The 23,834-nt window shown below is 66.1% G+C and carries 24 protein-coding genes; 8 read left to right on the top strand and 16 right to left on the bottom strand.

All coding sequences use genetic code 11. The annotated features are described in order from the left end of the window. Positions 1–5 precede the first annotated feature (5 nt). The 4 genes from CAPP_RS02605 to CAPP_RS02590 are packed head-to-tail and all read right to left on the bottom strand — an operon-like array spanning position 6 to position 5,125. The gene (locus CAPP_RS02605) at positions 6–3,182 is read right to left on the bottom strand and encodes an ATP-dependent DNA helicase (protein WP_076599817.1); all 3,177 of its coding nucleotides are present in this window, start codon (positions 3,180–3,182) and stop codon (positions 6–8) included. A 3-nt stretch (positions 3,183–3,185) separates the two neighbouring features. After that, positions 3,186–3,917, bottom strand: a complete 732-nt coding sequence (locus CAPP_RS02600) for a hypothetical protein (protein WP_076599816.1) — start codon at positions 3,915–3,917, stop codon at positions 3,186–3,188. Positions 3,918–3,940: 23 nt separating this feature from the next. Next, positions 3,941–4,879 carry a DUF3152 domain-containing protein gene (locus CAPP_RS02595; RefSeq protein WP_084560685.1) on the bottom strand — a complete coding sequence of 313 codons (939 nt, stop codon included), beginning with the start codon at positions 4,877–4,879 and terminating at the stop codon, positions 3,941–3,943. Between the two features lie 21 nt (positions 4,880–4,900). Then, positions 4,901–5,125 carry a DUF3107 domain-containing protein gene (locus tag CAPP_RS02590; RefSeq protein ID WP_076599815.1) on the bottom strand — a complete coding sequence of 75 codons (225 nt, stop codon included), beginning with the start codon at positions 5,123–5,125 and terminating at the stop codon, positions 4,901–4,903. An 89-nt stretch (positions 5,126–5,214) separates the two neighbouring features. Here CAPP_RS02590 and CAPP_RS02585 point away from each other — a divergent pair, with 89 nt between their 5' ends. Both CAPP_RS02585 and CAPP_RS02580 read left to right on the top strand, forming a co-directional pair. Then, on the top strand, positions 5,215–6,558 hold the full coding sequence (locus tag CAPP_RS02585) for a DEAD/DEAH box helicase (RefSeq protein WP_076599814.1): 1,344 nt from the start codon (positions 5,215–5,217) through the stop codon (positions 6,556–6,558). Continuing rightward, on the top strand, positions 6,555–7,772 hold the full coding sequence (locus CAPP_RS02580) for an Rv3212 family protein (protein WP_076599813.1): 1,218 nt from the start codon (positions 6,555–6,557) through the stop codon (positions 7,770–7,772). Before CAPP_RS02585 ends, CAPP_RS02580 begins: the two co-directional genes overlap by 4 nt. A 203-nt stretch (positions 7,773–7,975) precedes the next feature. On the opposite strand, the gene CAPP_RS02575 is transcribed toward CAPP_RS02580, so the two are convergent. Continuing rightward, positions 7,976–8,464: a hypothetical protein gene (locus CAPP_RS02575; RefSeq protein ID WP_084560671.1), complete on the bottom strand. Its 489-nt coding sequence runs from the start codon at positions 8,462–8,464 to the stop codon at positions 7,976–7,978. Between the two features lie 558 nt (positions 8,465–9,022). On the opposite strand from CAPP_RS02575, the gene CAPP_RS02570 reads away from it, so the two are divergent. After that, on the top strand, positions 9,023–9,280 hold the full coding sequence (locus CAPP_RS02570) for a WhiB family transcriptional regulator (protein WP_076599812.1): 258 nt from the start codon (positions 9,023–9,025) through the stop codon (positions 9,278–9,280). A 112-nt stretch (positions 9,281–9,392) separates the two neighbouring features. Beyond that, positions 9,393–9,467, top strand: coding sequence for a 50S ribosomal protein bL37 (locus CAPP_RS11270; protein WP_095066802.1), 75 nt, complete (start codon positions 9,393–9,395; stop codon positions 9,465–9,467). Positions 9,468–9,566: 99 nt separating this feature from the next. Here CAPP_RS11270 and CAPP_RS02565 read toward each other — a convergent pair whose 3' ends face one another. Both CAPP_RS02565 and CAPP_RS02560 read right to left on the bottom strand, forming a co-directional pair. Continuing rightward, positions 9,567–9,821 carry a hypothetical protein gene (locus CAPP_RS02565; RefSeq protein WP_076599811.1) on the bottom strand — a complete coding sequence of 85 codons (255 nt, stop codon included), beginning with the start codon at positions 9,819–9,821 and terminating at the stop codon, positions 9,567–9,569. Next, positions 9,821–10,396 carry a sigma-70 family RNA polymerase sigma factor gene (locus tag CAPP_RS02560; protein WP_200803301.1) on the bottom strand — a complete coding sequence of 192 codons (576 nt, stop codon included), beginning with the start codon at positions 10,394–10,396 and terminating at the stop codon, positions 9,821–9,823. The genes CAPP_RS02565 and CAPP_RS02560 overlap by 1 nt, the downstream gene beginning before the upstream one ends. Positions 10,397–10,440: 44 nt before the next feature. Between CAPP_RS02560 and ybaK the strand changes: the two genes are divergently transcribed. Further along, complete coding sequence (gene ybaK, locus CAPP_RS02555; protein WP_076599809.1) at positions 10,441–10,911, top strand: Cys-tRNA(Pro) deacylase; 471 nt, start codon at positions 10,441–10,443, stop codon at positions 10,909–10,911. Positions 10,912–10,921: 10 nt separating this feature from the next. Here the strand turns inward: ybaK and CAPP_RS02550 are convergent, their stop codons facing one another. Beyond that, on the bottom strand, positions 10,922–11,614 hold the full coding sequence (locus tag CAPP_RS02550; RefSeq protein WP_076599808.1) for an SOS response-associated peptidase: 693 nt from the start codon (positions 11,612–11,614) through the stop codon (positions 10,922–10,924). Positions 11,615–11,657: 43 nt separating this feature from the next. On the opposite strand from CAPP_RS02550, the gene aroA reads away from it, so the two are divergent. Together aroA and rsgA are read left to right on the top strand one after the other, a co-directional pair. Then, the gene (gene aroA, locus CAPP_RS02545; RefSeq protein ID WP_076599807.1) at positions 11,658–12,929 is read left to right on the top strand and encodes a 3-phosphoshikimate 1-carboxyvinyltransferase; all 1,272 of its coding nucleotides are present in this window, start codon (positions 11,658–11,660) and stop codon (positions 12,927–12,929) included. Next, entirely contained in the window at positions 12,922–13,938 is a 1,017-nt protein-coding gene (gene rsgA / locus CAPP_RS02540) for a ribosome small subunit-dependent GTPase A (protein ID WP_076599806.1), read from the top strand. Before aroA ends, rsgA begins: the two co-directional genes overlap by 8 nt. Before the next feature lie 21 nt (positions 13,939–13,959). Here the strand turns inward: rsgA and CAPP_RS02535 are convergent, their stop codons facing one another. Continuing rightward, positions 13,960–14,454, bottom strand: a complete 495-nt coding sequence (locus CAPP_RS02535) for a DUF6912 family protein (protein ID WP_200803300.1) — start codon at positions 14,452–14,454, stop codon at positions 13,960–13,962. Then, positions 14,454–14,864 (bottom strand): HAD family hydrolase, encoded by a 411-nt coding sequence (locus CAPP_RS02530; protein WP_076599805.1) that lies wholly within the window; start codon positions 14,862–14,864, stop codon positions 14,454–14,456. Before CAPP_RS02530 ends, CAPP_RS02535 begins: the two co-directional genes overlap by 1 nt. Positions 14,865–15,099: 235 nt before the next feature. Here CAPP_RS02530 and CAPP_RS02525 point away from each other — a divergent pair, with 235 nt between their 5' ends. Continuing rightward, positions 15,100–15,477 carry a hypothetical protein gene (locus CAPP_RS02525; protein WP_076599804.1) on the top strand — a complete coding sequence of 126 codons (378 nt, stop codon included), beginning with the start codon at positions 15,100–15,102 and terminating at the stop codon, positions 15,475–15,477. A gap of 7 nt (positions 15,478–15,484) precedes the next feature. Here the strand turns inward: CAPP_RS02525 and secA are convergent, their stop codons facing one another. The 6 genes from secA to mtrA form a co-directional block, all read right to left on the bottom strand. After that, on the bottom strand, positions 15,485–18,031 hold the full coding sequence (gene secA / locus CAPP_RS02520; RefSeq protein ID WP_076599803.1) for a preprotein translocase subunit SecA: 2,547 nt from the start codon (positions 18,029–18,031) through the stop codon (positions 15,485–15,487). 230 nt (positions 18,032–18,261) lie between these two features. Beyond that, positions 18,262–18,945: a ribosome hibernation-promoting factor, HPF/YfiA family gene (hpf, locus tag CAPP_RS02515; RefSeq protein WP_076599802.1), complete on the bottom strand. Its 684-nt coding sequence runs from the start codon at positions 18,943–18,945 to the stop codon at positions 18,262–18,264. A gap of 112 nt (positions 18,946–19,057) precedes the next feature. After that, complete coding sequence (locus CAPP_RS02510) at positions 19,058–19,666, bottom strand: ComF family protein (RefSeq protein WP_076599801.1); 609 nt, start codon at positions 19,664–19,666, stop codon at positions 19,058–19,060. Continuing rightward, complete coding sequence (locus CAPP_RS02505) at positions 19,663–21,408, bottom strand: LpqB family beta-propeller domain-containing protein (RefSeq protein ID WP_076599800.1); 1,746 nt, start codon at positions 21,406–21,408, stop codon at positions 19,663–19,665. Before CAPP_RS02505 ends, CAPP_RS02510 begins: the two co-directional genes overlap by 4 nt. Further along, positions 21,408–23,084 (bottom strand): MtrAB system histidine kinase MtrB, encoded by a 1,677-nt coding sequence (mtrB, locus tag CAPP_RS02500; RefSeq protein ID WP_290173262.1) that lies wholly within the window; start codon positions 23,082–23,084, stop codon positions 21,408–21,410. Before mtrB ends, CAPP_RS02505 begins: the two co-directional genes overlap by 1 nt. 63 nt (positions 23,085–23,147) lie before the next feature. Continuing rightward, the gene (gene mtrA, locus CAPP_RS02495) at positions 23,148–23,831 is read right to left on the bottom strand and encodes an MtrAB system response regulator MtrA (protein ID WP_076599799.1); all 684 of its coding nucleotides are present in this window, start codon (positions 23,829–23,831) and stop codon (positions 23,148–23,150) included. Between the last annotated feature and the right edge of the window lie 3 nt (positions 23,832–23,834).

Raw genomic sequence — 23,834 nt, 5'->3', positions numbered from 1 at the left:
GGGTGTTAGCCACGGGTGGTCACCTCTCCTTCAGGCTGGGCGGGGCAGATGGATTTCAGTTGGCAAAACGAGCAGTGGTCGCCGGTGACGGCGCGGAGGGTCGGGCCTGTCATTTCGTCGACAAGCGGGCGGATCAGCTCCGCGAATTCCGCGAGTTGCTCTGCGTCCTTCGGCGCCTGCGTGCGCACGGTCGGCTTCTTGGCATTCGTCGCGGGGAAGAACAGCGTGCCGCCGCCGACCTCAAGCGGTTTCTCCTCCTCAGCGGCGGTATAGATTCCACCGTCGCGGAATACTCCCCGGCTCAACGCGAGCTGGTAACTCATCAGCTGCGGGTGCTCGTCGACCTTCTTCTGCGATGTCGCGGTCTTGCCCGTTTTCAGATCAACGACCTGCACGGGCCCGTCGCCGTCGGCGGTGCCTTCGCGTTCCAGCCGGTCGATGCGCCCGCCGATGGCGAGCCCGGGCGAGACCTCCACGTGGACCGGGACCTCCACGCCGAGCTGCGAGAATGTGCCGCGGGTCGAGTCGATCCACTCGCCGCAGCGGTCGAGCACAGCTGTGAATTCAGCGAGGTCGTTCGCTTCCTTCCACGGCGGCACGGCAAACAGCGCACGGTACGCCTCGATCGTGTCGGCGCGCGCGAGCTCCCGGTCCACCCCGTTGCCGAGCGCTTCGAAGAAGTAGTGGATGAGCGTGCCGCGCGTCATCGCGTCGTTCGCGGCCGGCGCGATCTCGCGCTCCAGCACGCCGCGCATCGGGCATTCCAGCAGCCCTTCAATGCGGGAGGGCGACAGCCGCTTCGGGGGTTCCAAGGGCTCGCTTATCGACGCCTCCGTGGTCCCCCACCACTGCCCCGGATCCGCCGCAACGATGCCGGCTTCCGCCAGCCGCGCCAACTGGCGCGCCGCCTGGAGGCGGGTCTGCTCGCTGGAGCCCTCGTCCCTCAGCGCGCGGCGCAGCTCCGCCACGATGTCCTCGACCGCGAGCACGCGGACAGAGCTTCCCTCGGCGCGCAGCTCGTCGCTGTCGCCGCCCACAGAGTCGAAGAGCGCAGGCACTTCAGCACCCTCCCGTGCCACACGCTCCTGCGCGGTGACCGGCGCCGCCGCGATCTCTTGCGGGACGATCCCGAATTCAGCGGCGAATTCGTCGACGAAGCGCGACGGCTCCACCACTTCGTCGCCGTCCTCGGAGTGCACTGCAGTGACCACGATCCGGTCGGTCGCGCGGCTGACCGCCAAATGGAACAGGTGACGCTCTTCTTTGAGGCGGTCCGCGATATGAGAGACCGGCGTGGCGGGGTCGATGTCCTCGTCCACCAGGTCCACCAAGTCTTCTTGGCGCATGAGCGTGCCCGTCTCGCTGAGCGTGGGCCAGGACAACTCCTGCACGCCGGAGACGATCACGCGGGCGAATTCGCGTCCGGCTGCGCCGTGGGCGGTGAGCAGCGGCACCGCGTCCGGGGTGGCGGTGCGCCGGTCGCGCACACCGGTGGGCAGTTCCTGCTCCTCGATGTGCGAGATGAAGGACTCCACGGTGGCGCTGGGGCGGCGCTCGGTGAAATCGCCAGCGGCGTCGAACAGCGCCATCATCGCGTCCAGATCGCGGTCCGCTTGCGAACCCGCCGCGCCGCCGCGCAGAGCGATCGCCATGAAGCTGTCCGCTAGCTTCGTCGCCGACCAGACCTCCCAGAGGATTTCCTCGACGCTGCCGCCCTCGCGCATCGCCTTACGCCCGGCGTCGAGCACGCCGCGGATGCGGTTGAGAATGTCCAGTTCGCGCTGCGTGAGCACCGCGCCGAAATCCGGCAGCTCGCCCTCGAGCGCAAGCAGCTCCGAGAGCGTCACCTCTGCGCGCGTGTCCGGTTTCCAGCGCCGCAGGCCGCGCAGCAAGCGGCGCAGCGTGACCGGGTCGGTGCCGCCGACGGGGCCGAGCAACAGCTCGCGCCACTGCGCCATGCTGAGAGGTTCGGTCAACGCCTTCAAGCCCAGCAGCATCGCGGCGACGATTCGCTGCTCCGCCAGCACCACGTCCGTGGGGTTCACCGCCACCGGCACACCGGCCTGTAGCAGGGCGCGGCGCAGGGACTCGATCATGCCCACCGAACGCACCACCACAGACATATCGCGCCAAGCCACGCCTTCCTCGAGATGCCAGCGGCGCAGGCGGTCCACCACGGCTGCGTGGTTCACCGCGGCGCTCGGGGCGATGTCAGCCTCTGCCTCCGGGCGGCGCTTCGTGGCGCCGAGATCGATCAGCTCAACAGAGCCGTCGTGGTCCAGACCCCGGAAGAACAGCGGCGATGCGCCGCGGAAGCGGAAGACCGACTGCTGCTCGTCGCCGCCGATCACGGTGAGCTCCGCGTCCTGGGCGAGCTGGCGGACCAGCTGGCCGGACGCTGGGTCGAGGTGCTGGGCGTCGTCGACGATCACGGTGTGCCACGTGCGCGGCAACGGTGCGCGCACCGCCGAGGCGACCAGCTCCGAGGCGGAATAGCTGCGCGCGCCGTAAAGAGCCATCACGTCCTGATACTCGGCGAGAAAATCGCCCGCCGCCGACCACACCGGAATGCCGTGTCGCCGCCCCATCTCCCGCAAGTCCTCCGGGGTGAGCGTGCGCTCCACGGCGCGCAGGAGGAAATCGCGCAGCTGGCGGGCGAAACCGACCATGGGCAGCGCCGGGCTCAGTTCCTCCGGCCACGTCCCGCCGCCATCCGCGGCGTGGCCCTGAAGCAGCTCGCGGACGGCGAAGTCCTGCTCCGCACCCGAGATCAGGCGGATCGGCTCCAGCTCCGCACCCTCGCCCTGGTCCTCATCGCCCAGCCGGACGAGCGCGAAGGCGAGCGAGTGAATGGAGCGCACGATCGGCTCGTCGGCCACGAAGCCGGAAGCGGCCAGGCGGTCGGAGAGCTCCGCGCGCACGCGGGCCCCGGATTCCTTCGACGCGGTCAGAAACACCACGCCGGCGGGATCCGCCCCGGAGCGGATTTTCTTCACCGCGGTGTCGATGAGGAAGCTGGTCACGCCCGAACCGGCCGCGCCTGTCACTTTGAAGGTGCCGCGCGTGGGCCGCTCCACCGGCCAGGACCGTTCCTCGACCGTGCGCTCGCGGGCCACCAGGTAGGCCTGCGGATGCGGCGGGAGGGCCACGCCTGCGATGTGGGTCTCGTTCGGCTGCGTCATGCCCTACAGTGTGGCATCCGCCCCGGACACGAGCAGCACCCGAACGCGGTCAATTTTCGCACTCATGTTCGAAGAGCCGCCGAATTCCCTGTTCAGATTCTCGCGGTAATCGAGGGCGCGTTCGCACATGAAGATCAAGTCGGGCACATGGGACCACCTGCTCAACACGGCGTCGTCGACGGCGTCGGCTAAGAGGCCGTCGATAAGCGTCAGCGCGGCGCTGTACCCGTGAGGTCGCGCACCGTCGGCAGGGACGACGTCTGTGAGCGCGGGTGGAAGGGACCCGGAAAAGAGGCAGCACGCGAGGAAGTCCGTGTGCACAGCCTGCAGTTTTTTCCCCTGTGACAGGTGCCCTTTCCAGGCGGCGCGGTCGGCGCGCGCCCACAGGTCGTCGCGTTCGAGGGTGGGTGCGGGGACATCCGACAGCGCGTCGTCGAAACGCAGCGCCGCGGAAATGGCCTCATCGACGCGGTGCCCCGGCTCCCCCTCGACGAAGTCCGTGGCGCGGTAGCCCGCGACCGTGAAGCGACCGTCCGTGGTACGCACCGGGCGGACGACGCGCACACCTGGGACCGCGACCTTCTCCCGGATCTTCGACGACCACGCGGTGTGCTCGGGCGCGGCGGAGACGACGATGCGGCCGAACCGCACGCCGTTGCCCCACTCGGGGCCCAGCGGCTGCGCCTGGGATTCGTCGACTTGGAACGACGTCAGCACATGCCCCGGAATCGCCATCAGCGCACCTTCCTTCTATCCTTCTACACCGTCGCCGGACGCGGGTACGGCCACGGATTGGCGCGGCAGGTGTCTTCGTTGTCCGGGTAGACCTGCTGCGGCGCGATCTGGAACAGATCCTTGTTGTTCAGGCTCAGCGTTTGCTGCATCATGATCGGCGCCAAATTGCCGTCGCCGTCGCACGGTACGTGTTCCGCATACCCCAACGCGTGGCCGACTTCGTGGTTGATGAGGTACTGGCGGTACATGCCCAGATCACCGTTGTACGGGGCGGCGCCGCGCACCCAGCGGGACTCGTTGATGATCACTCGGTCGCCGTTCTCTTCCGTGAAGATACGGCAGGACGTCTCGAGGCCGAGAGCGTTTCCGCAGGTCTCGCGGGTCGTGCCCACGGACGTCAGCTGGATGCGCACGTCCGGGTCGTCGGATGCGGAGACGTGCTCGAAGCGGAATTTCGGGTCGTTCGTCCAGCCGCGCGGATCGGACAAGGTCGCGTCCACGAGCGCGGCGAAAGAATCGTCGCCGCCGAAACTCGTGGTGTCGATGCCCTCTTCCACCTCCGTGGAAAAACGCACGACCTTCTCCTTGCCCTCGCCCGCGGTCATGCCGAGCGAACCCACGGGCCGGTAGGTGCCTTTTCCTTCCTCCGTGAACGGGCCTCCGGGCGGCAGCTCCGTGATGCCAACTTCGCCTTCCGGCATCTCCGGCACCGTCATGTTCGTCCCGCCGTCGGTGTCCTCGATGCCGTCTGTTCCGCGCGAGGTCGCGCCGACGGTCTCCCCCGACGGGGTGTTCGCGATGCTCCAGATCACCAGAGCAGTCACCACGACCAGCACCGGAATGGCATAGGCGCGCCAGCCGTACGCGTCCACAAAACGCGCAAGCGCGGATTTCTCCGTCCCGCTGTGGCCAGCGGCATGCCTGTAGTCGCCGTCCATGCGGCCGTCGGGGTGAAAGGTCATGAAACTGAATCTATCGCGCGCCTAGCCCGTGAAGCCGACAGCGCGCGGGGTGGAGTTGCCCAATTCGACATAGAGGATGCGCTCGGTGCGCACGACGTACTTCATGCCTCGCTCGTCGTCGAGGGAGACAGTCGGAGCGCCGGACTCGATCGCCTGCGTGACCTCGCCCAGGACTTCGTTCTGCCCCTTCGGGGAGGTGATGGAGAGTTCGCGGTGGGAGTCAGCGAGCCCGATTTTGATTTCCATGCTGCTTTTCGTCCTTTACTCTTCGCTTGATTCTTCGTGCCGTCTCCGGCGATGGTCATATTGTAACGAGCGGTGGTTAAGATGTTCACGTGCCCGATCGTTCTGTACAGCAGCCCCAACAGCCGCCGACGTTCGCCGAGCTCGGCGTCGCCGCGGAGATCGTCGGGGCGCTTAAGGAAAACGGGGTCGAGCGCGTCTTTTCCATCCAGGAGCTCACCCTCCCCATCGCGCTGACCGGCCGCGACGTGATCGGCCAGGCCCGCACGGGCATGGGCAAGACCTTGGCGTTCGGCGTCGCGGTCCTCGACCGCGTCTTCGACGACGCCGCCATCGCCGAGCTCGACGGCACCCCCCGCGCACTGGTGATCACGCCCACGCGCGAGCTCGCCGTCCAGGTGGGCGAGGACCTCGCGCTCGCAGCGACGAACACGCCCATCCGCTTATCGACGATCTATGGCGGCCGCCCCTACGACGAACAACTCGCAGCCCTGAACGACGGCGTCGACGTCATCGTGGGCACCCCCGGCCGCCTGCTGGACCTCCACCAGCGCGGCGACCTTGACTTGAGCCGCGTGGCCATCCTCGTCCTCGATGAAGCCGACGAGATGCTCGACCTGGGCTTTTTGCCCGATATCCAGAAGATCTGGGGCGCGCTGAACCAGCCGCTGCAGACCATGCTCTTCTCTGCCACCATGCCGGGGCAGATCCTCTCGCTTGCGCGGTCGATGATGAACAAGCCGCTGCACATCCGCGCCGAAGCCACCGAATCCTCCCAGGTCCACGACACCACCAAACAGGTCGTGTTCTGCTCCCACAAGATGGACAAGCCCGAGGTCGTCGCACGCATCCTGCAGGCAGACGGCCGCGGCAAGACCATCATCTTCACCCGCACGAAGCGCACCGCCGCCGATGTCGCCGAGGACTTGGCCGGCCGCGGTTTCGCCGTCGGTTCCGTTCACGGCGACCTGGGGCAGGAGGCCCGCGAGCGCTCCCTGGAGGCGTTCCGCAACGGCAAGGTGGAGATCCTCGTGGCCACCGATGTCGCCGCCCGCGGCATCGATGTCGACGATGTCACCCACGTGATCAACTACCAGACCCCGGACGACCCGATGACCTACGTGCACCGCATCGGCCGCACCGGGCGCGCGGGCCGCACCGGCACCGCCGTCACACTCGTCGGTTTCGACGAGAAGGCGAAGTGGAAACTCATCAGCGACGAGCTCTCCCTAGATAGACCTGAGCCCTCGACCTGGTTTTCTACCTCGCCCGAGCTCGCCGAAGCTCTCGACATTCCCGACATCGCACGCTCCACCGTCGGCCCCGCCCGCCCCGTCCATGGCGTTCGCAAGAAGCGCAGTGAATCCCGCTCCGGTTCTGCAGGCCGCAGTAGTCGCAGCCGCGACCGCAACCGTTCACGAAGGAGCCGGCGATGAATGCACCGCTGCGTCGCACCCGCGGCGATCTCATTGCCACAGGCTTCATCGCCGCTGTCGCGGTCATCGTCCTTCTCATCGCGTTTTTCACCGCACCGATCCGCAAAGACGAGCTGACTCCCGCCGCTGAGGAAGTTCCGAACGACGGCATGCTCGCCGTCGCCCCGAACGACTTGTCCGAGGGCCCAGTTCTTCACGACGATGCCCCCAACCTGCGCCCCGTCACCGCCGCCGGAATGATCGCCACCTACGACAAGAACACCGGCACCATCACCGCCTCCACCCCGGACGGCGATGAGAAGTGGAGCTACACCCGCGGACCCGAACTGTGCGGCATAGCCTCTGCGTGGGATGAGATCGTGGCCGTTTACCGCACCAATATCGGCTGCGGCGACGTGGTGGCCATCAAGGCCACGACCGGCCAGTACTCCCACACCCGCTCAGCGATTGCGCCCGAGCAAGTCGCCATGATCTCCTCGAACGACCGCGTCGGCTACGTCGCCCCGGAACGCTCCGAAATCTGGCGCAGCGACCTTGTCCGCACCGTCGAATACGGCGAGGTCGAAGCCCCACAGGAACCAGATTTCCAACCCAACGAGGGCTGCACCCTCACCTCCGCGCTGACCCGCACCGAGGTCTTCGCCGTCACAGAGAAGTGCGAAAACGGTTCCTGGCTGCGCATGCAGGACGCTACCCCGGAGGACTCCCGCAAGCCCGAGATCCACGAGTCCGTAGAGATCGCCGAGGGCGCCTACCTCGTCGCCGTGGGCCAGGAAGCCGCCGCCGTCTACGACCCGGGTTCGTCCAAAGCCACGTCCTACAAACAGGACGGCACGCAACTGGCCAGCTCCCAGGTGCCGCAGTCCGACCTGCTCAGCGACTCGCCCATCGGCATCGCCACCCCGCAGGTCGCCGACCTGCCCCACCACATGAGCTACTTCGACGGCCAGAATCTCATGCTCCTCGACCCCGACACCCTCGAGGTCACCACCATCTTCGCCGACGCCCTCGGCACCGGCTTCGGCGCCGGCGGCCGCCTCATCTACCCCACTGCCGAGGGCATCGCGGTAGCGAACTGGGACACCCAGTCCATCGACCACGTCATCCCCGTCGACCGCCACGGCTACACCGGCACCGTCTCCATCGCTTCCGCCGGCGCCACCGTCGTGGAGAAGCGTGGCAGCGAGATCGCAGTCCTCGACCTCGTTCAGTAGCTGCCGCCCCAGCGCCAGGCCGCGCTCCGCGGACTCCCGCCACCCGCCGCCGGTGAATCTGATTACATTTCGCCCCTGGCACTGCACACGCCAAGACGCTGTGAACAGGAGCTATAACCATCCCCTAAAATGTCGGATGTAAACAGATTCACTCGTGGACACTCACCAGCCCACGCGCGCCAGCCCTAAGCGGCTCTAAAGTCCTACTTACCGCGCCGCGCGTCGAACGCGGCGGTGGCCCACTCGGTGGACACCGGGTGCAGCGCGCACACGAGCGTGATCGCGGCAGCCAGAAGAGTGACCGTTCCGAGCAGAGTCGCGCCACCCAGGAACATATAGAAGGCGATGCCGAGCAGCAGCACATTCATAAACACGATGATGCTGCGGCCCCACTGGTTGCCGCGCAGGATGTTAATGCCGCCGTAGGCCATCGGCCCGAACGTGAACAGAATGAACAACGCAGTGCCCACACCGACCAGGGCGAAGGCGGAGGTGTCGGACTGGACCAAGGACTCGTCGGCACCAGTGGTGACCTGCGCGAAAGCGAGGTAAATGCCGTAGCCGATGGCTACGATGCCTTCAAGCACAGCCATCACGGCCGCCGCTTTCATCGGCGCGGGCGCTTCCGCCGTTGCGCGGGCGACCTCAGGGCTGGGCAGGTTCTTGTTCGGTTCTGGGGCGTTCGCATTCACGCCTTCATCCTAAAGCCACGTCGCGCTCCCGCCCGAAATCCCGCACCATGGCCAGCCTCGCGGCACAATCGATTTGACGTAGTGCGTCCCATCACACCTCACAGCATCGCTTGATACGCGCAGTTCACGGTATTTTTGGTAGGCAACCAACTCGCGGCCACGCGCCCTCGGAAGCCCCCGCAACCCATCAAATCCGCGAAAACTTTATGATTCCGGTCACAATTTGGCGTTTACCCCTAGCGGGATGTATGTAAACGTGTCATTATTCTCGGGTAGCAAAAACAACGAGCTAGTTACCTAGCCACTAACTCCAAGCCACCACGGAGTTAACTTCCGGTAAACGGAAGACGGGTCCCGAAGCCACCGGGAACACCGCCCGCTCATCACCGGAAATCATCTGCTTGCGCAAACCCTGACTCAAGCCAGGTCTCATTGTCGCGCCGCCGTGCGCGCATTCATTCCTGTGCCTGTCGACGGGCTTGTTAGTGGTGTGCACGCTTCATGACATTTCTCGACATCCGACGCACTACCTGAAGACCTAGAAGGAGACTGATCACCATGGATTGGCGCCACGAAGCAATTTGCCGCGACGAAGACCCCGAACTGTTCTTCCCGGTCGGTAACTCCGGCCCCGCACTGTCCCAGATCGCACAGGCCAAGCTTGTGTGCCACCGCTGCCCCGTCACCTCCCAGTGCCTGAAGTGGGCTCTGGAGACCGGCCAGGACGCCGGCGTCTGGGGCGGCCTGTCCGAGGAGGAGCGCCGCGCCCTCAAGCGCCGCAACAAGCAGCGCAACCGCCAGCGCGTCTCCGCGTAAGCCACGCACGAACCGGCCCCAAAAGCGGACCAATTACCGTTGCCGGGCCGGTGCCCGATAAAGTGGACTAACAGTTAGATCAGTACCGTATCTTTGGCCCAAGGAGGTCGTTATGAGCAAGCGTGGTCGTAAGCGCAAGGACCGCCGCAAGAAGAGCGCTAACCGCGGCAAGCGTCCTAACTCCTAAAGAGTTGAAACGCACAGAAACTCCCTTCCACCGTTAGATTCGGTGGAAGGGAGTTTCGCTATTCCGGCTTCCACGAAGATGGCGGAAGCCAGCCCACAGCTACTCGTACCGCGTGTAGCTAATGGAAATGGACTGCACGATCCGCTGACGCAGCCCCTCGGGCGCCTGGTCCTGGCAGTTGCAGCGGCGGACGATCTGGCGGATCTCAGTCTCGGATTTGAGCCAGGCGAAGCTCTCGGGGCAGGTCTGGATGATCTCGCGGATCTCGGCCACCCGCCCGGAAGGGGTGTCGGGGTCGAAGTATTCGCAGAGTAGCGCGTGTGCGCGTACCGGTTCGATATTGCAGTCGCCCATTATTTCTGCTCCTCCAGACCAATGCCTTGTTCGTTAGCCACATCTTTCAACAACTCGCGCAGCTGTTTTCTTCCACGGTGCAGCCGCGACATGACGGTGCCTAAGGGAACGTCCATGACTTCGGCGATCTCTTTGTAGGCCAGCCCTTCGACATCGGCGTAGTAAACGACCATGCGGTAGTCGTCGTTGAGCGAGTTCATCGCTTCGGCGATCTGCGTGTCGGGCAGGTTCTTCAGTGCTTCGACTTCGGCGGATTGCAGGCCGGTCGAGTCGTGGGAGCTGGTGGTGTACAGCTGCCGGTCGGTGACGTCCTCGGCGGAGGTTTCCAGCGGCCGGCGCTGTTTCTTCCGGTACGAATTGATGTATGTGTTCGTCATGATCCGGTACAGCCACGCTTTGAGGTTCGTTCCTTCTTTGAAGGAGTCGAACGCCTTGAAGGCTTTGAGGTAGGTCTCCTGCACCAGGTCTTCAGCGTCTTGCGGGTTGCGCGTCATGCGCAGCGCGCCACCGTAGAGCTGGTCCAGCAGCGGCATCGCCTCCTCGGTGAAGCGCTGTTCGAGATCGTTTCCAGCCATGGGTGCCATTCTAGCGGCCATGCGCGACAACTAGGCTGGAGCCTATGGCAGCGAAGACTCACGCGTTGGAAGTAGTGCAGAAAGCGGGCGTGGACCACGAGGTTCTCACCTACGCCGCGGGCACGGACCATTTCGGCGAGCACGCCGTGGAGGAGCTGGGCCTCGATGCCGCGAGGACGCTCAAGACGCTGGTCATCCACCACGAGCGCGAGTACGCAGTCTGCTGCGTGCCGGTCGCCGGGCACCTGTCGCTCAAGCACGCGGCCAAAGCGCTGGGCTGGAAGAACGCGGAAATGGCGGACCCGAAGGTCGCGCAGCGCCTCACCGGGTACATCGTGGGCGGCATCTCGCCGCTGGGCACGAAACAAAAATTGAGCACGCTTATCGACGCCTCTGTCCGCGGTGCCCAGACCATCACCGTCTCGGCGGGCCAGCGCGGCCTGTCGATCGCGATGTCGCCGGCGGATCTCGCGGAGCTGAGCGGCGCGGAATTCGTAGATATCGCGGCTGATTAGGCTGAGGCTGCTACTCCACCGGGTCGGTGCTGAACGAGCCGTCGCCGATAAGTTCCGCGTACTCGTTGCGGATATTGCCCACTTCTGAAGCGGCGGGGCGCCACTCGAGATTCTCGGCGACGCGGGACGGGTGGACTAATTCGAGGGCTTCCTCGGGCGAACCGTGCACCCACTGGTCGATCTCGTCCTCGCGGAGGAAGAGCGGGAGGCGGTGGTGCAGCCACGCCATATTGTCGGCGGCGTCGGTGGTGACCATCGTGGTGGATAGCTTGTCCAGGCCGGTCTCCCACAGCGCGGCCGCGTAGAGCAGGCCGTCTTCGGGGCGCACGAAATACGGCTGCTTCCCAGTCTTCGTGTCGGCGTCAGCTTTCCACTCGTAGTATCCGTCGAGCACCATCAGTCCGCGGCGCGATTTGAAGGCGGAGCGGAAGGAGGGCTTCTCGGCGACGGTCTCTCCGCGGGCGTTGAATAGGGGCGGTCCGTTCTCGTCCTTCTTCCAGGTGGGCAGGAGGCCCCAGCGGGCGGCGTCGATAAGCGCTTCTGTGCCGTCGAAGCGGATGAGCGGGACCTGCTGTGTGGGCCCGATGTTGTAGCGCGCCGGCGGGGTGCCGTCGGGCGCTGCGACTTCGGTGACGCCGGGCAGGGTGCCGACGGCGCTGATCAGGTCGTCGCCTGTGGTGAAGAGAACGAAACGTCCGCACATGCCATCCCATTATGCCCGCGGGCGGCTCGGTAGGATGGCCCGCATGACGCAATTGTGGCCAGCGCCGTTCCACCCCGAGCCGTTCACCAGCACTGTCGTGGTGCCCGGCTCGAAATCCATCACCAACCGCGCGTACGTTCTCGCGGCTCTTGCGAGCGAGTCGAGCACGCTCGTGGGCGCGTTGCGCTCCCGCGACACGGACTTGATGCAGGGCGCGCTGGAGGCGATGGGCGTGGAATTCGCGGTCGACGGCGACACGCTCACCGCCACCCCGGGGCAGCTCACGGGCGGCACGGTCGACTGCGGGCTGGCCGGCACGGTCATGCGCTTCATCCCGGCGGTCGCGGCGTTCGCGAACGGCGACGTGCGTGTCGACGGCGACGAGCAGGCGCGAGCCCGCCCGGTCCAAACAGTGCTGGACGCGCTGCGCGACGCGGGCGTGGACGTCGAGGGCGACGCCCTGCCGTTCACGGTCCGCGGCACAGGTTTGGCGAAGGGCGGGCGGATCGAGATGGATGCGTCGAAAAGCTCGCAGTTCGTCTCGGCTCTCCTCCTCGCGGGGGCGCGTTTCGACGAGGGCCTCCACATCGTGCACACCGGCGACCGTGTGCCGTCGACGCCGCACATCGAGATGACCGTGGAGATGGTGCGCGCCGCGGGCGTTAAGGTCGAAACACACCTGACCGAGTGGATCGTGCACCCGGGCCCGATCACGGGCGGTACCTGGGTGATCGAGCCGGACCTGTCCAACGCGACGCCGTTCCTCGCCGCCGCCGCGGTGACGGGTGGAACGGTGAGCGTGCCGCGCTGGCCGGGCACCACGACCCAGGCGGGCGACGCGATCCGCGGCATCCTCGAGCGCATGGGCGCCCACGTCCGCCTGGAGCGCTACGGCCAAGACAACACGCTCACTGTTACGGGCCCCGAGCCCGGCGAGCTGCAGGGCATCGAATTAGACATGGGCGATATCGGCGAGCTCACCCCGACGGTAGCGGCGCTGGCCACGCAGGCGTCCACGCCGAGCGAGCTGACAGGTATCGCGCACCTGCGCGGGCACGAGACGGACCGCCTGGCCGCGCTGAGCGCTGAGATCACAGCGCTCGGCGGCACATGTGAGGAGCTTGATGACGGCCTGCGCATCACCCCCGCTGACCTGCACGGCGGAACCTGGCATTCCTATGCCGACCACCGCATGGCCACCGCCGGCGCGATCATCGGCCTGACCACCGAGGGCGTTCAGGTCGAAGACATCGGCACGACGTCGAAGACGCTGCCGGGCTTTGAGACGATGTGGGCGGACATGCTCAATGGCTAGGCGCGGCGGACGGGACTTCTCCAGCTACGACGAATCGGATGTGAAAGTCCGCCCCGGCAAGGGGTCGCGCCCGCGGTCGAAGGACCGACCGAAACACAAGGACGCCGTCGTCGGCCTGGTGATCACGAAGGACCGCGGCCGCTGGGGCGTGGTGTTAGAAGACGGCACGCGCGTGGTGTGCATGCGCGCACGGGAGCTGGGCCGCACCTCGATCGAGGTCGGCGACCGCGTCGGCGTCGTGGGCGACACCAGCGGGGTGAAAGATACGCTCGCGCGCATCGTCAAGCGCGAAGAACGCACCTCCGAACTACGGCGCACCGCCGACGACACGGACCCGTACGAGCGCATCGTGGTCGCGAACGCGGAGGTCCTCCTCATCGTCTGCGCGGTGGCCGATCCCCCGCCGCGAACGGGCTTCGTCGAGCGCGCGCTCGTCGCCGCGTTCGTCGGCGGCGTCACCCCCGTGGTCTGCTTGACCAAGTCGGATCTGGCGGACCCGGGCGAGTTCGAGAAGGAGCTCGCCGACCTCGACGTGGAGGTCCTGCGCACGGGCATCGACGACGACATTGCGGCGTTGCTAGAGCGTATCGACGGCCGCTTGTCCGCCCTGATCGGCCACTCCGGTGTGGGAAAGTCGACGCTGGTCAACCGCATCGTCCCAGACGCCAACCGCGAGACGGGAGAAGTCTCCGGCGTGGGCAAGGGACGCCACACGTCCACTCAGTCGGTGGCGCTGGAATTGCCGGGCGGGCACGGCTGGATCATCGACACCCCCGGTATCAGGTCCTTCGGGCTGGCGCACGTCTCGCCCGACGAGGTGATCGCGCCGTTCCCGGATCTCGCCGAGGCGGCGGAACGCTGCCCGCGCGGGTGCACGCACGCCGGCCCCCCGGCGGACCCGGAATGCGCGTGGGACGATTTCGATTCGAACTCCGTCATCGGGCGGCGCGTCCAGGCTGTGCGACGCCTACTGGTGGCGCTGCGGATCAACGAGACGACGTACGACTGACGTACGACTAGCAGCGCGAGGCTAGAGCAGCTCGACGAGGAAGGGCAGCTCGTCCGGGTGGTAGAACGCCAGGTAATTGTCCTGTGCGTCGCCCACGGCGAGTTCGGCGTCTTGGTCGCCGAGATCGGCGGCGTCGATAAGCTCTGTGGCTTTCTTCGTGGCTTCCTCAGCGGCCGCGATGTCGACGTGGATGGCGGCGACATCCTCGCGTGTGATCGCCTCGGACAGCTTGACCACAGATTCGCCCATATCGGGCTGGGGTGTGGCATCGACGTCGGCGGAGATGACCACGCGGCGGTGCGGGAAATCCGGCTCGTCGCCGATGGCCAAGAGGCGCAGGGAGGCCAGAGCGGCGTCGTCGAATGCGACGGCCTCGATCTCCTCCTCGTCGCCGGAGGTGAAGAACTCGACCAGCGCGGGCGTGGCCGCGAAGCCCCAGCCGCTGCGGGCGTGGATTTCGCCGTCCGCGTCGAGCTCCTTGAGCATAGCGAAGGTGGCGGGAATGTAGACGCGCACTAGAACTCGCCCTCGATGCCGTAGAGGGACTGAATCTCCACCACGGTGCGGTCGAAAGCGGTGTGGAGAATGCCGATCAGGCCGGCTTCGACCGCGCCGCGGACATTGAGAATGTCGTCGTCGATCATGGTGCAGTCCTCCAGCGGCACGCCGATCGCGTCGGCAGCGGCCTGGAATGCCGCCTTCTCAGGCTTCTCCGCGCCGATCTCGCCGGAGAGAACAACAGCGTCGACGTGGCCGCGGAATTCCCATTCGCGGATCGGCTCGGCACCCGGGCCGCCTGGGTCGTTGGAGAGAATCGCGGTGCTGACCTCGTTAGCCTTGAGCTCCGCGAGCAGCGCCTGCCAGCGCTTCACGTCCTCGCCCTCGACGTCGAGCACACCGACGTAATCCACAATCAAACCCTGCATCAACGACCCCGTTCCTTCGCTTTGATCTGTCGTTTCATTGACGCCGCCCTGATGACAGCACCAGCGATTGTCTACTTCAGTGCGCATCAGGCGGCTCATTTGTCCGGACACCGCGCCCGGAGCCTGGCACAATACTACCTAGCCCACGCCGCGTCCGCCCCCGGGGTGAAACGGCCGCGCAACGACGATTCCACCGTCGTCTTTCTCGCGGCCCCCACCTTGAGGAGGCACGAAAATGTATTATCCCGTCCCCGGTTACACGCACATGAAAGTGCTGCTGCCGCGAACAGAACAGCGCGCGGCAACACCCGCGAGATCTGGCAGCAGTTCAGGCGAGTCCCCGCCGTTCAACCCGTTGATCCGGGTGGCGCTCGACGCCGCCTTCGGCATCAGGGATATACAGACACTGCAGAAACGGACGTTCGCGCCGATCGTGCGCAGCTATCTGCGGGCCCGGCGCATCGGCGGAATGCAGAAGCGCGGTTTGGTCACTGTGTCTGCCAGCCGGCGGCGCGGCCAGGAATTCTTCGGCACCGCCGAATCGCAGGGCGCGCGCTACGCGTGGGTGGCGCGCATCAACGCCGACCGGCTGGAGTCCTTCCGGGTGCTGTGAGCTCTCTTTAGGCCTGCTCGGTCGTCGGTTGCTGGTCCTGCTGCTCGAACTGCTTGCGCAGCATGAACAGCTGGCGGACAGTCTCTTCCTTCACGCCGTCGTTCATGGCGTTGAACATCTCCCCGCCCTCCTTCTGGTACTCGACCAGAGGATCACGCTGGGCCATCGCACGTAGGCCGATGCCCTCTTTGAGGTAGTCCATCTCGTAGAGGTGCTCGCGCCACTTGGTGTCGATGATCGGCAGGATCACCATGCGCTCTACATTGCGCATCTGGTCTTCGCCGCCGACGGAGATGACGTTGTCCTCGAGTTTGTCGTAGGAGGCGTGGGCGTCGTCAAGCACAGCCTGGCGCAGCTGGGAGGAGGTGAGCTCGCCCGGGGAGCCGTACTCGGAGCCGTCGATAAGCTCCTGCGGCGTAACGCTCGGCCCGTACAGGGAATCGAGCGCGTTCCACAGCTCGTCTAAGTCCCAGTCCTCGACGTAGCCGTCGAAGGTCGCGCCGTCGACGTAAGCGCCGATGGTGTCGTCGATCATGGAGCGGATCTGGTCCTTGATGTCCTTGGACTTCAGGATCTCCAGGCGCTCGCGGTAGACGACCTTGCGCTGCTCGTTGAGCACCTCGTCGTACTTGAGGACGTTCTTGCGGGTCTCGAAGTTCTGGTTCTCCACCTGGGACTGCGCGCCCTTGATGGAGCGGGAGACCATGCCTGCCTCGATCGGGACGTCGTCCGGGACGTTGAGGCGGTTCATCATGTTCTCCATGGACGCGCCCACGAAGCGGACCATCAGGTCATCGCGCATGGAGAGGTAGAAGCGGGTCTCGCCCGGGTCGCCCTGACGGCCCGAGCGGCCGCGGAGCTGGTTGTCGATGCGGCGGGACTCGTGGCGCTCAGTGCCGAGGACGTACAGGCCGCCAGCCTCGCGCACCTCGTCTCCGAGCTCCTTCGAGCGCTCCTTCGCCTTCGGGAGCTGCTCGTCCCACGCTTGCTGGTACGCCTCTTCGTCCTCAAACGGGTCGAGACCCTGCTCCTTGAGCTTGGCGTCCAGCAGGACTTCCGGGTTGCCACCCAGCACGATATCGGTGCCACGTCCGGCCATGTTGGTGGAAACGGTGACGTTGCCCGGCAGGCCCGCCTCGGCGATGATGCGGCCCTCCTCCTCGTGCTGCTTCGCGTTGAGCACGTTGTGCTTGATGCCCTTGCGGGCGAGCAGCTGGGACAGGTACTCGGAGCGCTCAACGGACGTGGTGCCCACGAGCACCGGCTGTCCGTTTTCCACGTGCTCGGCGATGTCTTCCGCGACGGCGGCGAACTTGGCTTCCTGAGTCTTGTAGATCAGGTCGTCCTTGTCCTGGCGGATGTTCGGCTTATTCGGCGGAATGGACACCACGCCGAGCTTGTAGATCTGGTTGAGCTCCGCCGCTTCTGTCTCGGCGGTACCGGTCATGCCGGCCAGCTTGTCGTAGAGGCGGAAATAATTCTGCAGCGTGACCGTGGCGAGGGTCTGGTTCTCGTTCTTGATCTCCACGCCCTCTTTAGCCTCGATGGCCTGGTGCATGCCCTCGTTGTAGCGGCGGCCCGGCAGGATGCGGCCGGTGAACGAGTCGACGATGAGGACCTCACCCTTGCGGATGATGTAGTCCTTGTCGCGCTCGAAGAGCTCCTTCGCCTTCAGAGCGTTGTTGAGGTAGCTGACCAGCTGGGAGTTCTCCGGGGCGTAGAGGTTGTCGATGCCGAGCTGGTCCTCCACGAATTCGACGCCTTCCTCGGAGACGCCGACGGTGCGCTTGCGCTGGTCCACCTCGTAGTGGATGCCCTCGCGCATGCGCGGGGCCAGCTGGGAGAAGACGGTGTAGAACTGGCTCGAACCGTCGACGGGGCCCGAAATGATGAGCGGGGTACGCGCTTCGTCGATGAGAATCGAGTCGACCTCGTCCACGATGGCGAAGTTGTGGCCGCGCTGCACCATGTCGTCGACAGACTTTGTCATGTTGTCGCGCAGGTAGTCGAAGCCCAGCTCGTTGTTCGTGCCGTAGGTGATGTCGGCGGCGTAGGCCTGCTTGCGCTCCGGCGGGCGCATCTCGGACAGGATTACGCCGACTTCGAGGCCCAGGAAGCGGTGGACACGGCCCATCATCTCCGCGTCGCGCTTGGCCAGGTAATCGTTCACGGTGACGATGTGGACGCCCTTGCCCTCCAGACCGTTGAGGTAGGCCGGTAGAACGGAGGTCAAGGTCTTGCCCTCACCGGTCTTCATCTCGGCGACGGAGCCGAAGTGCAGGGCGGCGCCACCCATGACCTGCACCTTGTAGTGCTTCTGGCCGAGCACGCGCCAAGACGCCTCGCGCGCGGTGGCGAATGCGTCGAGGAGGATGTCGTCCATGCTCTTTCCGTCCGCGAGCGCCTCCTTGAACTCGCCGGTCTTGGCCTTGAGCTCTTCGTCAGTCAACGCGGCGTAATCGTCCTCCAGAGCGAGAACGTCGTCCGCGATCTTGGAAAGGCGCTTGACTGTGCGGCCTTCGCCGGCGCGCAGCAGCTTGGACAGTCCGAACACGTTGTCTTCCTCTTCCGGTTGGATACATCTAGCGCGAGCAGGAGCCCAGGCGTGTTAGTCAACGCAACAACTCCGCTCGTTATTCAAAGCGCCATTGTACGCACGCGCATGTTCCGGACCACTTTCAGGCGTGCGGTTGCCCTGGCAGAAAGCTGTGAAAACACTACTGCCCGCTCCCCCGGCAACCGGTGCGGGGAAACGGGCAGGTAACTACAGGCAGTCAGCCCGATCTAATTGCCGGACTCTTCCTCCGGCACGAGGGTGATCAAGCCGTAGTCGTACGCGTGGCGGCGGTACACCACGGACGGACGGGAGGTCTCGGAGTTGATGAACAGGTAGAAGTCGTGGCCCACCAGCTCCATCTCGGACAGTGCGTCGTCGACGCTCATCGGGGTGGCCGGGTGCTCCTTGGTTCGCACGACCTGGCCGGGCAGCTGGTCCTCAATCTGCGCGGCGTACGGATCGGCCGCGGCTTCCTGCTCCTGCTGCGCACGCGCCTGCTCCGCCTCAGCCGCGAGCTCGGCAGCGATCTCGCCGGTGGACTTCGGCTTGCGGTGGCCACCCATGGAGATCTCGCGGCGGACCTTCACCTTGCGCAGGGAGCGCTCCATCTTACCGATCGCGGATTCGAGCGCGGCGTAGAAGCTGTCTTCCTTGGCCTCGGCGCGGGCGAGGTGGCCCTTGCCGGTCGCGGTGATCTGGATGCGGTTGGCCTGCGCCTCACGGCGCGGGTTCGGCTCGTGCTGCAGCTCGACGTGGAAGAAGGTCAGCGTCGGATCGAGCTTCTCGATCTTGGCTAGCTTGCCGTTCACGCGCTCCTGGAAGTGCTCCGGAACTTCAACGTTGCGGCCCGTGATGGTCACCTGTGCGGAAGGGCTCAGGGCTTCGTTCTTGTTCTCGTGTGCAGAGGTCATCTGCTTTCCTCCTTCTACTAGGGCACGTCGAACGCGATCGCTCGCTCTACTTAGAATTATACCGTTCGCCACCTCTTTTTTCCGCTGAATTCACATGCCTGTAACGCAGGTTTTAGGCGGCAGCGAGGACCAGGCACGCGCGCACATCGCCGCCGCGGGCAAGAAGCTTTTCGACGCTCGCTTGAAGCGTCGCCCCCGTCGTGACCACGTCGTCCACCACGACCACGGGACCGGGCGGGACGGCGGAGATGGACACCTTTCCCTGCAGGTTCCGCCTGCGGCCGGCCTCGTCGAGCCCGCCCTGATCGGGGGTGTCGTCCGCCAAGCGCAGCACGGAGTACGTGCTGCGCCCGGCATGCGAGCAGACGGCGGCCACCGGGTCGCCGCCGCGGGCTCGGGCCGCCTTCGGCCGGGTCGGTGCGGGAACGAGGTGTGCCCCGGGCGGGATCTCGCCGCGGGCTTCCAGGTAGTCCAGCGCCGCCGCGACCACAGCCCCGGCGTGGCGCCGGACAACGAGGTTCTTCTTCTCCTTCATCGCCAGAATCACCCCGCGGTGAGGGTCGGCGTAGGGGCCGAGAGCGAAGACCGGCACGTGCACCGCCACACTGGGGCTCGAGCGGAACGGCGGTGTGGCCAGCTGCTCCTTGCACCGCCGGCACAGGGCAGACCCGGGTGCGCGGCACCCGGCGCACTGGCGCGGGAGGAGCAGCTCGCCGATCACGGCCGCGGCACCACCGGAGCGGCGCGCACGCCCTGCTGGCCGGGGACCTCGCGCCAGTTCAACGAGTCCTTGGTGGGCAGCGGCATGCGCATGAGCACCTTCGAGTCGGTGATGTACATCATGTCCGCAGTGGCGCCCACAGCGACGACGGCACCGCCGACATTGCCGGAGGGGAGCGCGGTGAGCGAGGAGCCGTCCTGCTCGACGCGGACCACCGGGCGCTGATTGGCGGAGGTGCCCACGAGCAATGAGCCATCCGGCTGCCAGTCGACGCTGACGGCGGAGCCGTCGAGCTCCACCTCAGCGTATTTCGCGGTATTGACCACCGCCCGCTGGCCATTCTCGCGGCGCTCCACCACGCCGACGATGAGATGGCCGTCGACGATCATGGCCACGCGCGAGCCGCTGCCGGACATGCGCAGGAAGGTGATCTCACCGTCGACGTTCTCCGGCAGTTCCACCTGCACACTGTTCACGTCCACCTCGCCGGTGGCGGCGGAGCGCTCGGCACGGATGATGCCCTTGCCGTCGGCGACGACCCAGGCGGCGTCGTGGTCGGGTTCCAGGGTCGGACGGGTGAAGCTACCGGCGCGCTGAACTTCCTTGTGGCCGCCGTCGACTGAACCGGCGACGAGCGCCTGCTCGTTCTCGCTGACATTGATCACGGCGGCGAAATTACCCTCGTCGCCGATGTCCACGGACGACACGCTGCCGAGCGAATTGACGGCGGCGACGGGCTCGACATCGGGCTCTTCGCCCTCGGCAATATTGTCCACGCTGCTCACCTTGCCGTCGCTCAGCGTGTACAGGTCGGGACCGCTTTCGATTGGCTTGATCGGGTTCAGTTCCCGGAACTGGTCGGTGGTCAGCTCGGTGCTCTCCCCCACCACCGGCACACCGTTGAGCGTGACCGGGTACGGCCCCGGCACACCGGCGGCGGACAGGGTCCATACCACCTGCGCGGCGAAACGCGCGCGGGTCTTCTCTTCCGCTTCGGCCAGGCCCGTGAAGCGGTACACGCCGTCGGCGGAGCCGGTGTAGGCCACATCGTCGGCCACAGCGTTGTTGACGGCCGGGGCGATCGTGTCTGACGGCCCGCCGACCAACAAGTTGAGCAGCGCGTCCTCCTTCGACGTGGCTGCGGCGTAGACCCAGCGGCGGTCAGGGATGAGCGCCTGGTCGGTGGCGTCGTAGAAGTACACGTTGCTCGGCTCGTAGTGGTTGCGCAGCTCGGTCCGGTCCACCACGACGTCGTTGGGCAGGCCGGCTATCCGCCACTGGCCGTCTTCCTGGGTGAGATCCATGGTGGCTTCGTACTGCTGGTTGTCCGGCCGGAACACACCGCCGGGGCCGAGCCTGCCGATGATGCGGCCTTGCACCACATACGACCGTTTGGACTGGTCTGTCATGGGCCGGGAGGTGAGCTCGAAGGTGTCCAGGACGAGGGTTTCCTCGTGCGGCTCCCACGCCTGCGCCATCGGGCCAGTCAGGTAGCGGCGCGGGGCTTCGTACCGGCCCGACGGGTTCGCGGAGGCGGCGAAGAATTCGCGCAGCAGCAAATCGGGCTCGGCGTCCTTGGTGGGTTCCATGTCCAGCTGCGGGTCCGGCCGGCCCTCGAAAGCGTGGAGGACATGCGGCTCGGTGCTCGTCGGCAGCGTAGCGCAGGCTGTCACTGTGAACAGCGCCGCCGCCGAGCACGCGCCCAGCACTCCCCTCACCCACGCAGATTCACGCGCACGCATCACTGATCACGCTCCTTGCCGGTCTCGGGGCACTCCGCCGGTTCAGCGTCAGCCTCTGCATCGACATCAGCTTGCATAGCGAACTCGGATGCGTCCACCTCCGCGCACGGCGCGGAGTTATCACCGGCAGGCAGCGACGGCAGGTCGCGCTGAGTGCGCACGAGTTCAGGCGTGTCCTCTTCCGCGGGCGCGCCAGGGGCGTGGAGCTCCAGCGGGGCTACGGTGAACCCGGCCTCCGGGTCGCGCGGAAGGACGAGACGGAACTGGGAGCCGACGCCGGCGGTGCCAGCGGCGTCCAGGGTGCCGCAGTGGAGCTGGGCGTCCTCCCGGGCAATCGCCAGGCCAAGGCCGGTGCCGCCGGAGTGGCGCTTGCGGGATGAATCGGCGCGCCAGAAGCGGTTGAACACCAGCTCCTCCTGCCCCGGTTTCAGGCCGACACCGCCGTCGGTGACGGTGATGGCCACAGCCTCGTCGTTGGCCGCCAATTCAAGGACCACCGGGTTGCCCTCGGAGTGGTCGATAGCATTGGCCAGCAGGTTGCGGACGATGCGCTCGATGCGGCGCGGGTCACCGACCATCTGCATCGGTTCGTCGGGCACGTCGAACTCGACAGCTACATCGAGCTCCTCGGCCAGAACAGAAGTCTGGGCCCAGGCTGATTCGATCGGCGAGCGCGCGTCGATGGTGGCGGCGGACAAGTCGGCCACGCCAGCGTCGTGACGCGAAATTTCCAGCAGGTCCGCAAGCAGCGCTTCGAAGCGGTCGAGCTCGCGCATCATCAGCTGGGACGCGCGGCGGGTGTGAGGCTCGAGGTTCTCCTCGTCGCCGGCGATCATGTCGGCGGCCATGCGCACGGTGGTCAGCGGCGTGCGCAGCTCGTGCGAGACATCGGAGGTGAACTGCCGCTGCAGGTCGCCGTATTCCTCCAGCTGGGTGATCTTGGACGACAGGTTGTCGGCCATGTCGTTGAAGGACAGCGCCAAGCGCGCCATCTCGTCCTCGCCCTCAACGGCCATGCGCTCGCGCAGGTGGCCGGCGGCGAGCCGCTCCGCAATGCGGGACGCGGACCTGACGGGCGCGACGAGCTGCTGCGAAGACAGCCACGCAATGCCGACGAGCAGGACCACGACCACGATGCCGGCCGAGGCGAGCAGGCCGCGCATGAGCGCCAGCGTCTGGCGTTCCGACTGCATGTCCATGACCAAGTAGAGCTGCAGGCCCGGAATATCGGAGTCGGTGGGTGTGCCGATGATGAGGGCGTCGTACATCCGCCCGCCGCTGTTGACTGGGTTGAACTGGTAAGCCACCTGGCCTTGGGAGACGAAGTCGGTGAGCCGCTGCGGCACCGTGAAGTCCTCCGGGGAGGTGATCTCGCCGTCTTTCTGCGGTACCACGAGCACCGGCTCATACGCGCCGGTGGCGGGCTGGTCCTGCTGGGAGCGCTGAGCCAGCGCCGCACGCGCGGTGTTCAGGCGGCCTTGCGTGGACGCGCCGGTGGCGGCGGTGTTGCGGAGCTGCTCCTCCACCGTGCCGCGGACGCGCTCGAGGTCGTATTCCGCGTTTTCCAGTTTCAGGTCGACGAGACGCTGCGTCACCACGGACGCAAGGGCGAGCGCGAGCAAGCCCATGACGATCGCGGAGACGATGAGCACCGTGCCCACGAACCGGACCTGCAGCGAGGTCCGCCACCGCTGGGCAAGGCTGTCCCTGGCCCGTTTCAGTTTGGTAGCCAGGGCCTGTTACACCCCCGGACGCCCAGTCTTGTAGCCCACACCGCGAACGGTGAGGACGATCTCGGGGTTCTCCGGGTCGTGCTCGATCTTGGAGCGCAGGCGCTGGACGTGCACGTTGACCAGGCGGGTGTCGGAGGCGTTGCGGTAGCCCCACACGGACTCGAGGAGTTCCTCGCGGGTGTGCACTTGGTGGGGTTTGCGGGCCAGCTCGACGAGCAAGTCGAATTCGAGCGGGGTGAGGCTGATCTCCATGTCGCCGCGGGTGACGATGTGCTGCGGCACATCGATAGTCAGGTCGCCGATCTCGAGGATCTCTGTGGCTTCCTCGGTGTTCTGGCGCAGGCGCGCACGGATGCGGGCGACGAGCTCGCGGGGTTTGAACGGCTTGGTGATGTAGTCGTCCGCGCCGGATTCCAGGCCAAGCACCACGTCGACGGTGTCGGTCTTGGCAGTGAGCATGACGATGGGCACAGCGGATTCCTTGCGGATCTCCTTGCAGATGTCCACGCCACTCATGCCCGGCAGCATGAGGTCCAGCAAGATCAGGTCCGGCTGGTAGCTGCGGAACGCGGGGATCGCCTCGAGGCCGTCGACGACGGGCTTGGCTTCGAAGCCCTCCGTCTCCAGCACGATGGTCAGCATCTCGGAGATGGCGGGGTCGTCGTCCACGACGAGGATTTTTGTCGTCATCTT

The sequence above is a fragment of the Corynebacterium appendicis CIP 107643 genome (assembly GCF_030408415.1).
Taxonomy (GTDB): Bacteria; Actinomycetota; Actinomycetes; order Mycobacteriales; family Mycobacteriaceae; genus Corynebacterium; species Corynebacterium appendicis.
This window is presented reverse-complemented; position numbering and strand designations above follow the sequence as displayed.

Bases quoted from the DNA above. Each gene is read 5' to 3' on its own strand.
- CAPP_RS02605 (WP_076599817.1), bottom strand. From the start codon at position 3,182: ATGACGCAGCCGAACGAGACCCACATCGCAGGCGTGGCCCTCCCGCCG.
- CAPP_RS02600 (WP_076599816.1), bottom strand. From the start codon at position 3,917: ATGGCGATTCCGGGGCATGTGCTGACGTCGTTCCAAGTCGACGAATCC.
- CAPP_RS02595 (WP_084560685.1), bottom strand. From the start codon at position 4,879: ATGACCTTTCACCCCGACGGCCGCATGGACGGCGACTACAGGCATGCC.
- CAPP_RS02590 (WP_076599815.1), bottom strand. From the start codon at position 5,125: ATGGAAATCAAAATCGGGCTCGCTGACTCCCACCGCGAACTCTCCATC.
- CAPP_RS02580 (WP_076599813.1), top strand. From the start codon at position 6,555: ATGAATGCACCGCTGCGTCGCACCCGCGGCGATCTCATTGCCACAGGC.
- CAPP_RS02570 (WP_076599812.1), top strand. From the start codon at position 9,023: ATGGATTGGCGCCACGAAGCAATTTGCCGCGACGAAGACCCCGAACTG.
- CAPP_RS02565 (WP_076599811.1), bottom strand. From the start codon at position 9,821: ATGGGCGACTGCAATATCGAACCGGTACGCGCACACGCGCTACTCTGC.
- CAPP_RS02560 (WP_200803301.1), bottom strand. From the start codon at position 10,396: ATGGCTGGAAACGATCTCGAACAGCGCTTCACCGAGGAGGCGATGCCG.
- ybaK (WP_076599809.1), top strand. From the start codon at position 10,441: ATGGCAGCGAAGACTCACGCGTTGGAAGTAGTGCAGAAAGCGGGCGTG.
- CAPP_RS02550 (WP_076599808.1), bottom strand. From the start codon at position 11,614: ATGTGCGGACGTTTCGTTCTCTTCACCACAGGCGACGACCTGATCAGC.
- aroA (WP_076599807.1), top strand. From the start codon at position 11,658: ATGACGCAATTGTGGCCAGCGCCGTTCCACCCCGAGCCGTTCACCAGC.
- rsgA (WP_076599806.1), top strand. From the start codon at position 12,922: ATGGCTAGGCGCGGCGGACGGGACTTCTCCAGCTACGACGAATCGGAT.
- CAPP_RS02530 (WP_076599805.1), bottom strand. From the start codon at position 14,864: ATGCAGGGTTTGATTGTGGATTACGTCGGTGTGCTCGACGTCGAGGGC.
- CAPP_RS02525 (WP_076599804.1), top strand. From the start codon at position 15,100: ATGTATTATCCCGTCCCCGGTTACACGCACATGAAAGTGCTGCTGCCG.
- hpf (WP_076599802.1), bottom strand. From the start codon at position 18,945: ATGACCTCTGCACACGAGAACAAGAACGAAGCCCTGAGCCCTTCCGCA.
- CAPP_RS02505 (WP_076599800.1), bottom strand. From the start codon at position 21,408: ATGCGTGCGCGTGAATCTGCGTGGGTGAGGGGAGTGCTGGGCGCGTGC.
- mtrA (WP_076599799.1), bottom strand. From the start codon at position 23,831: ATGACGACAAAAATCCTCGTCGTGGACGACGACCCCGCCATCTCCGAG.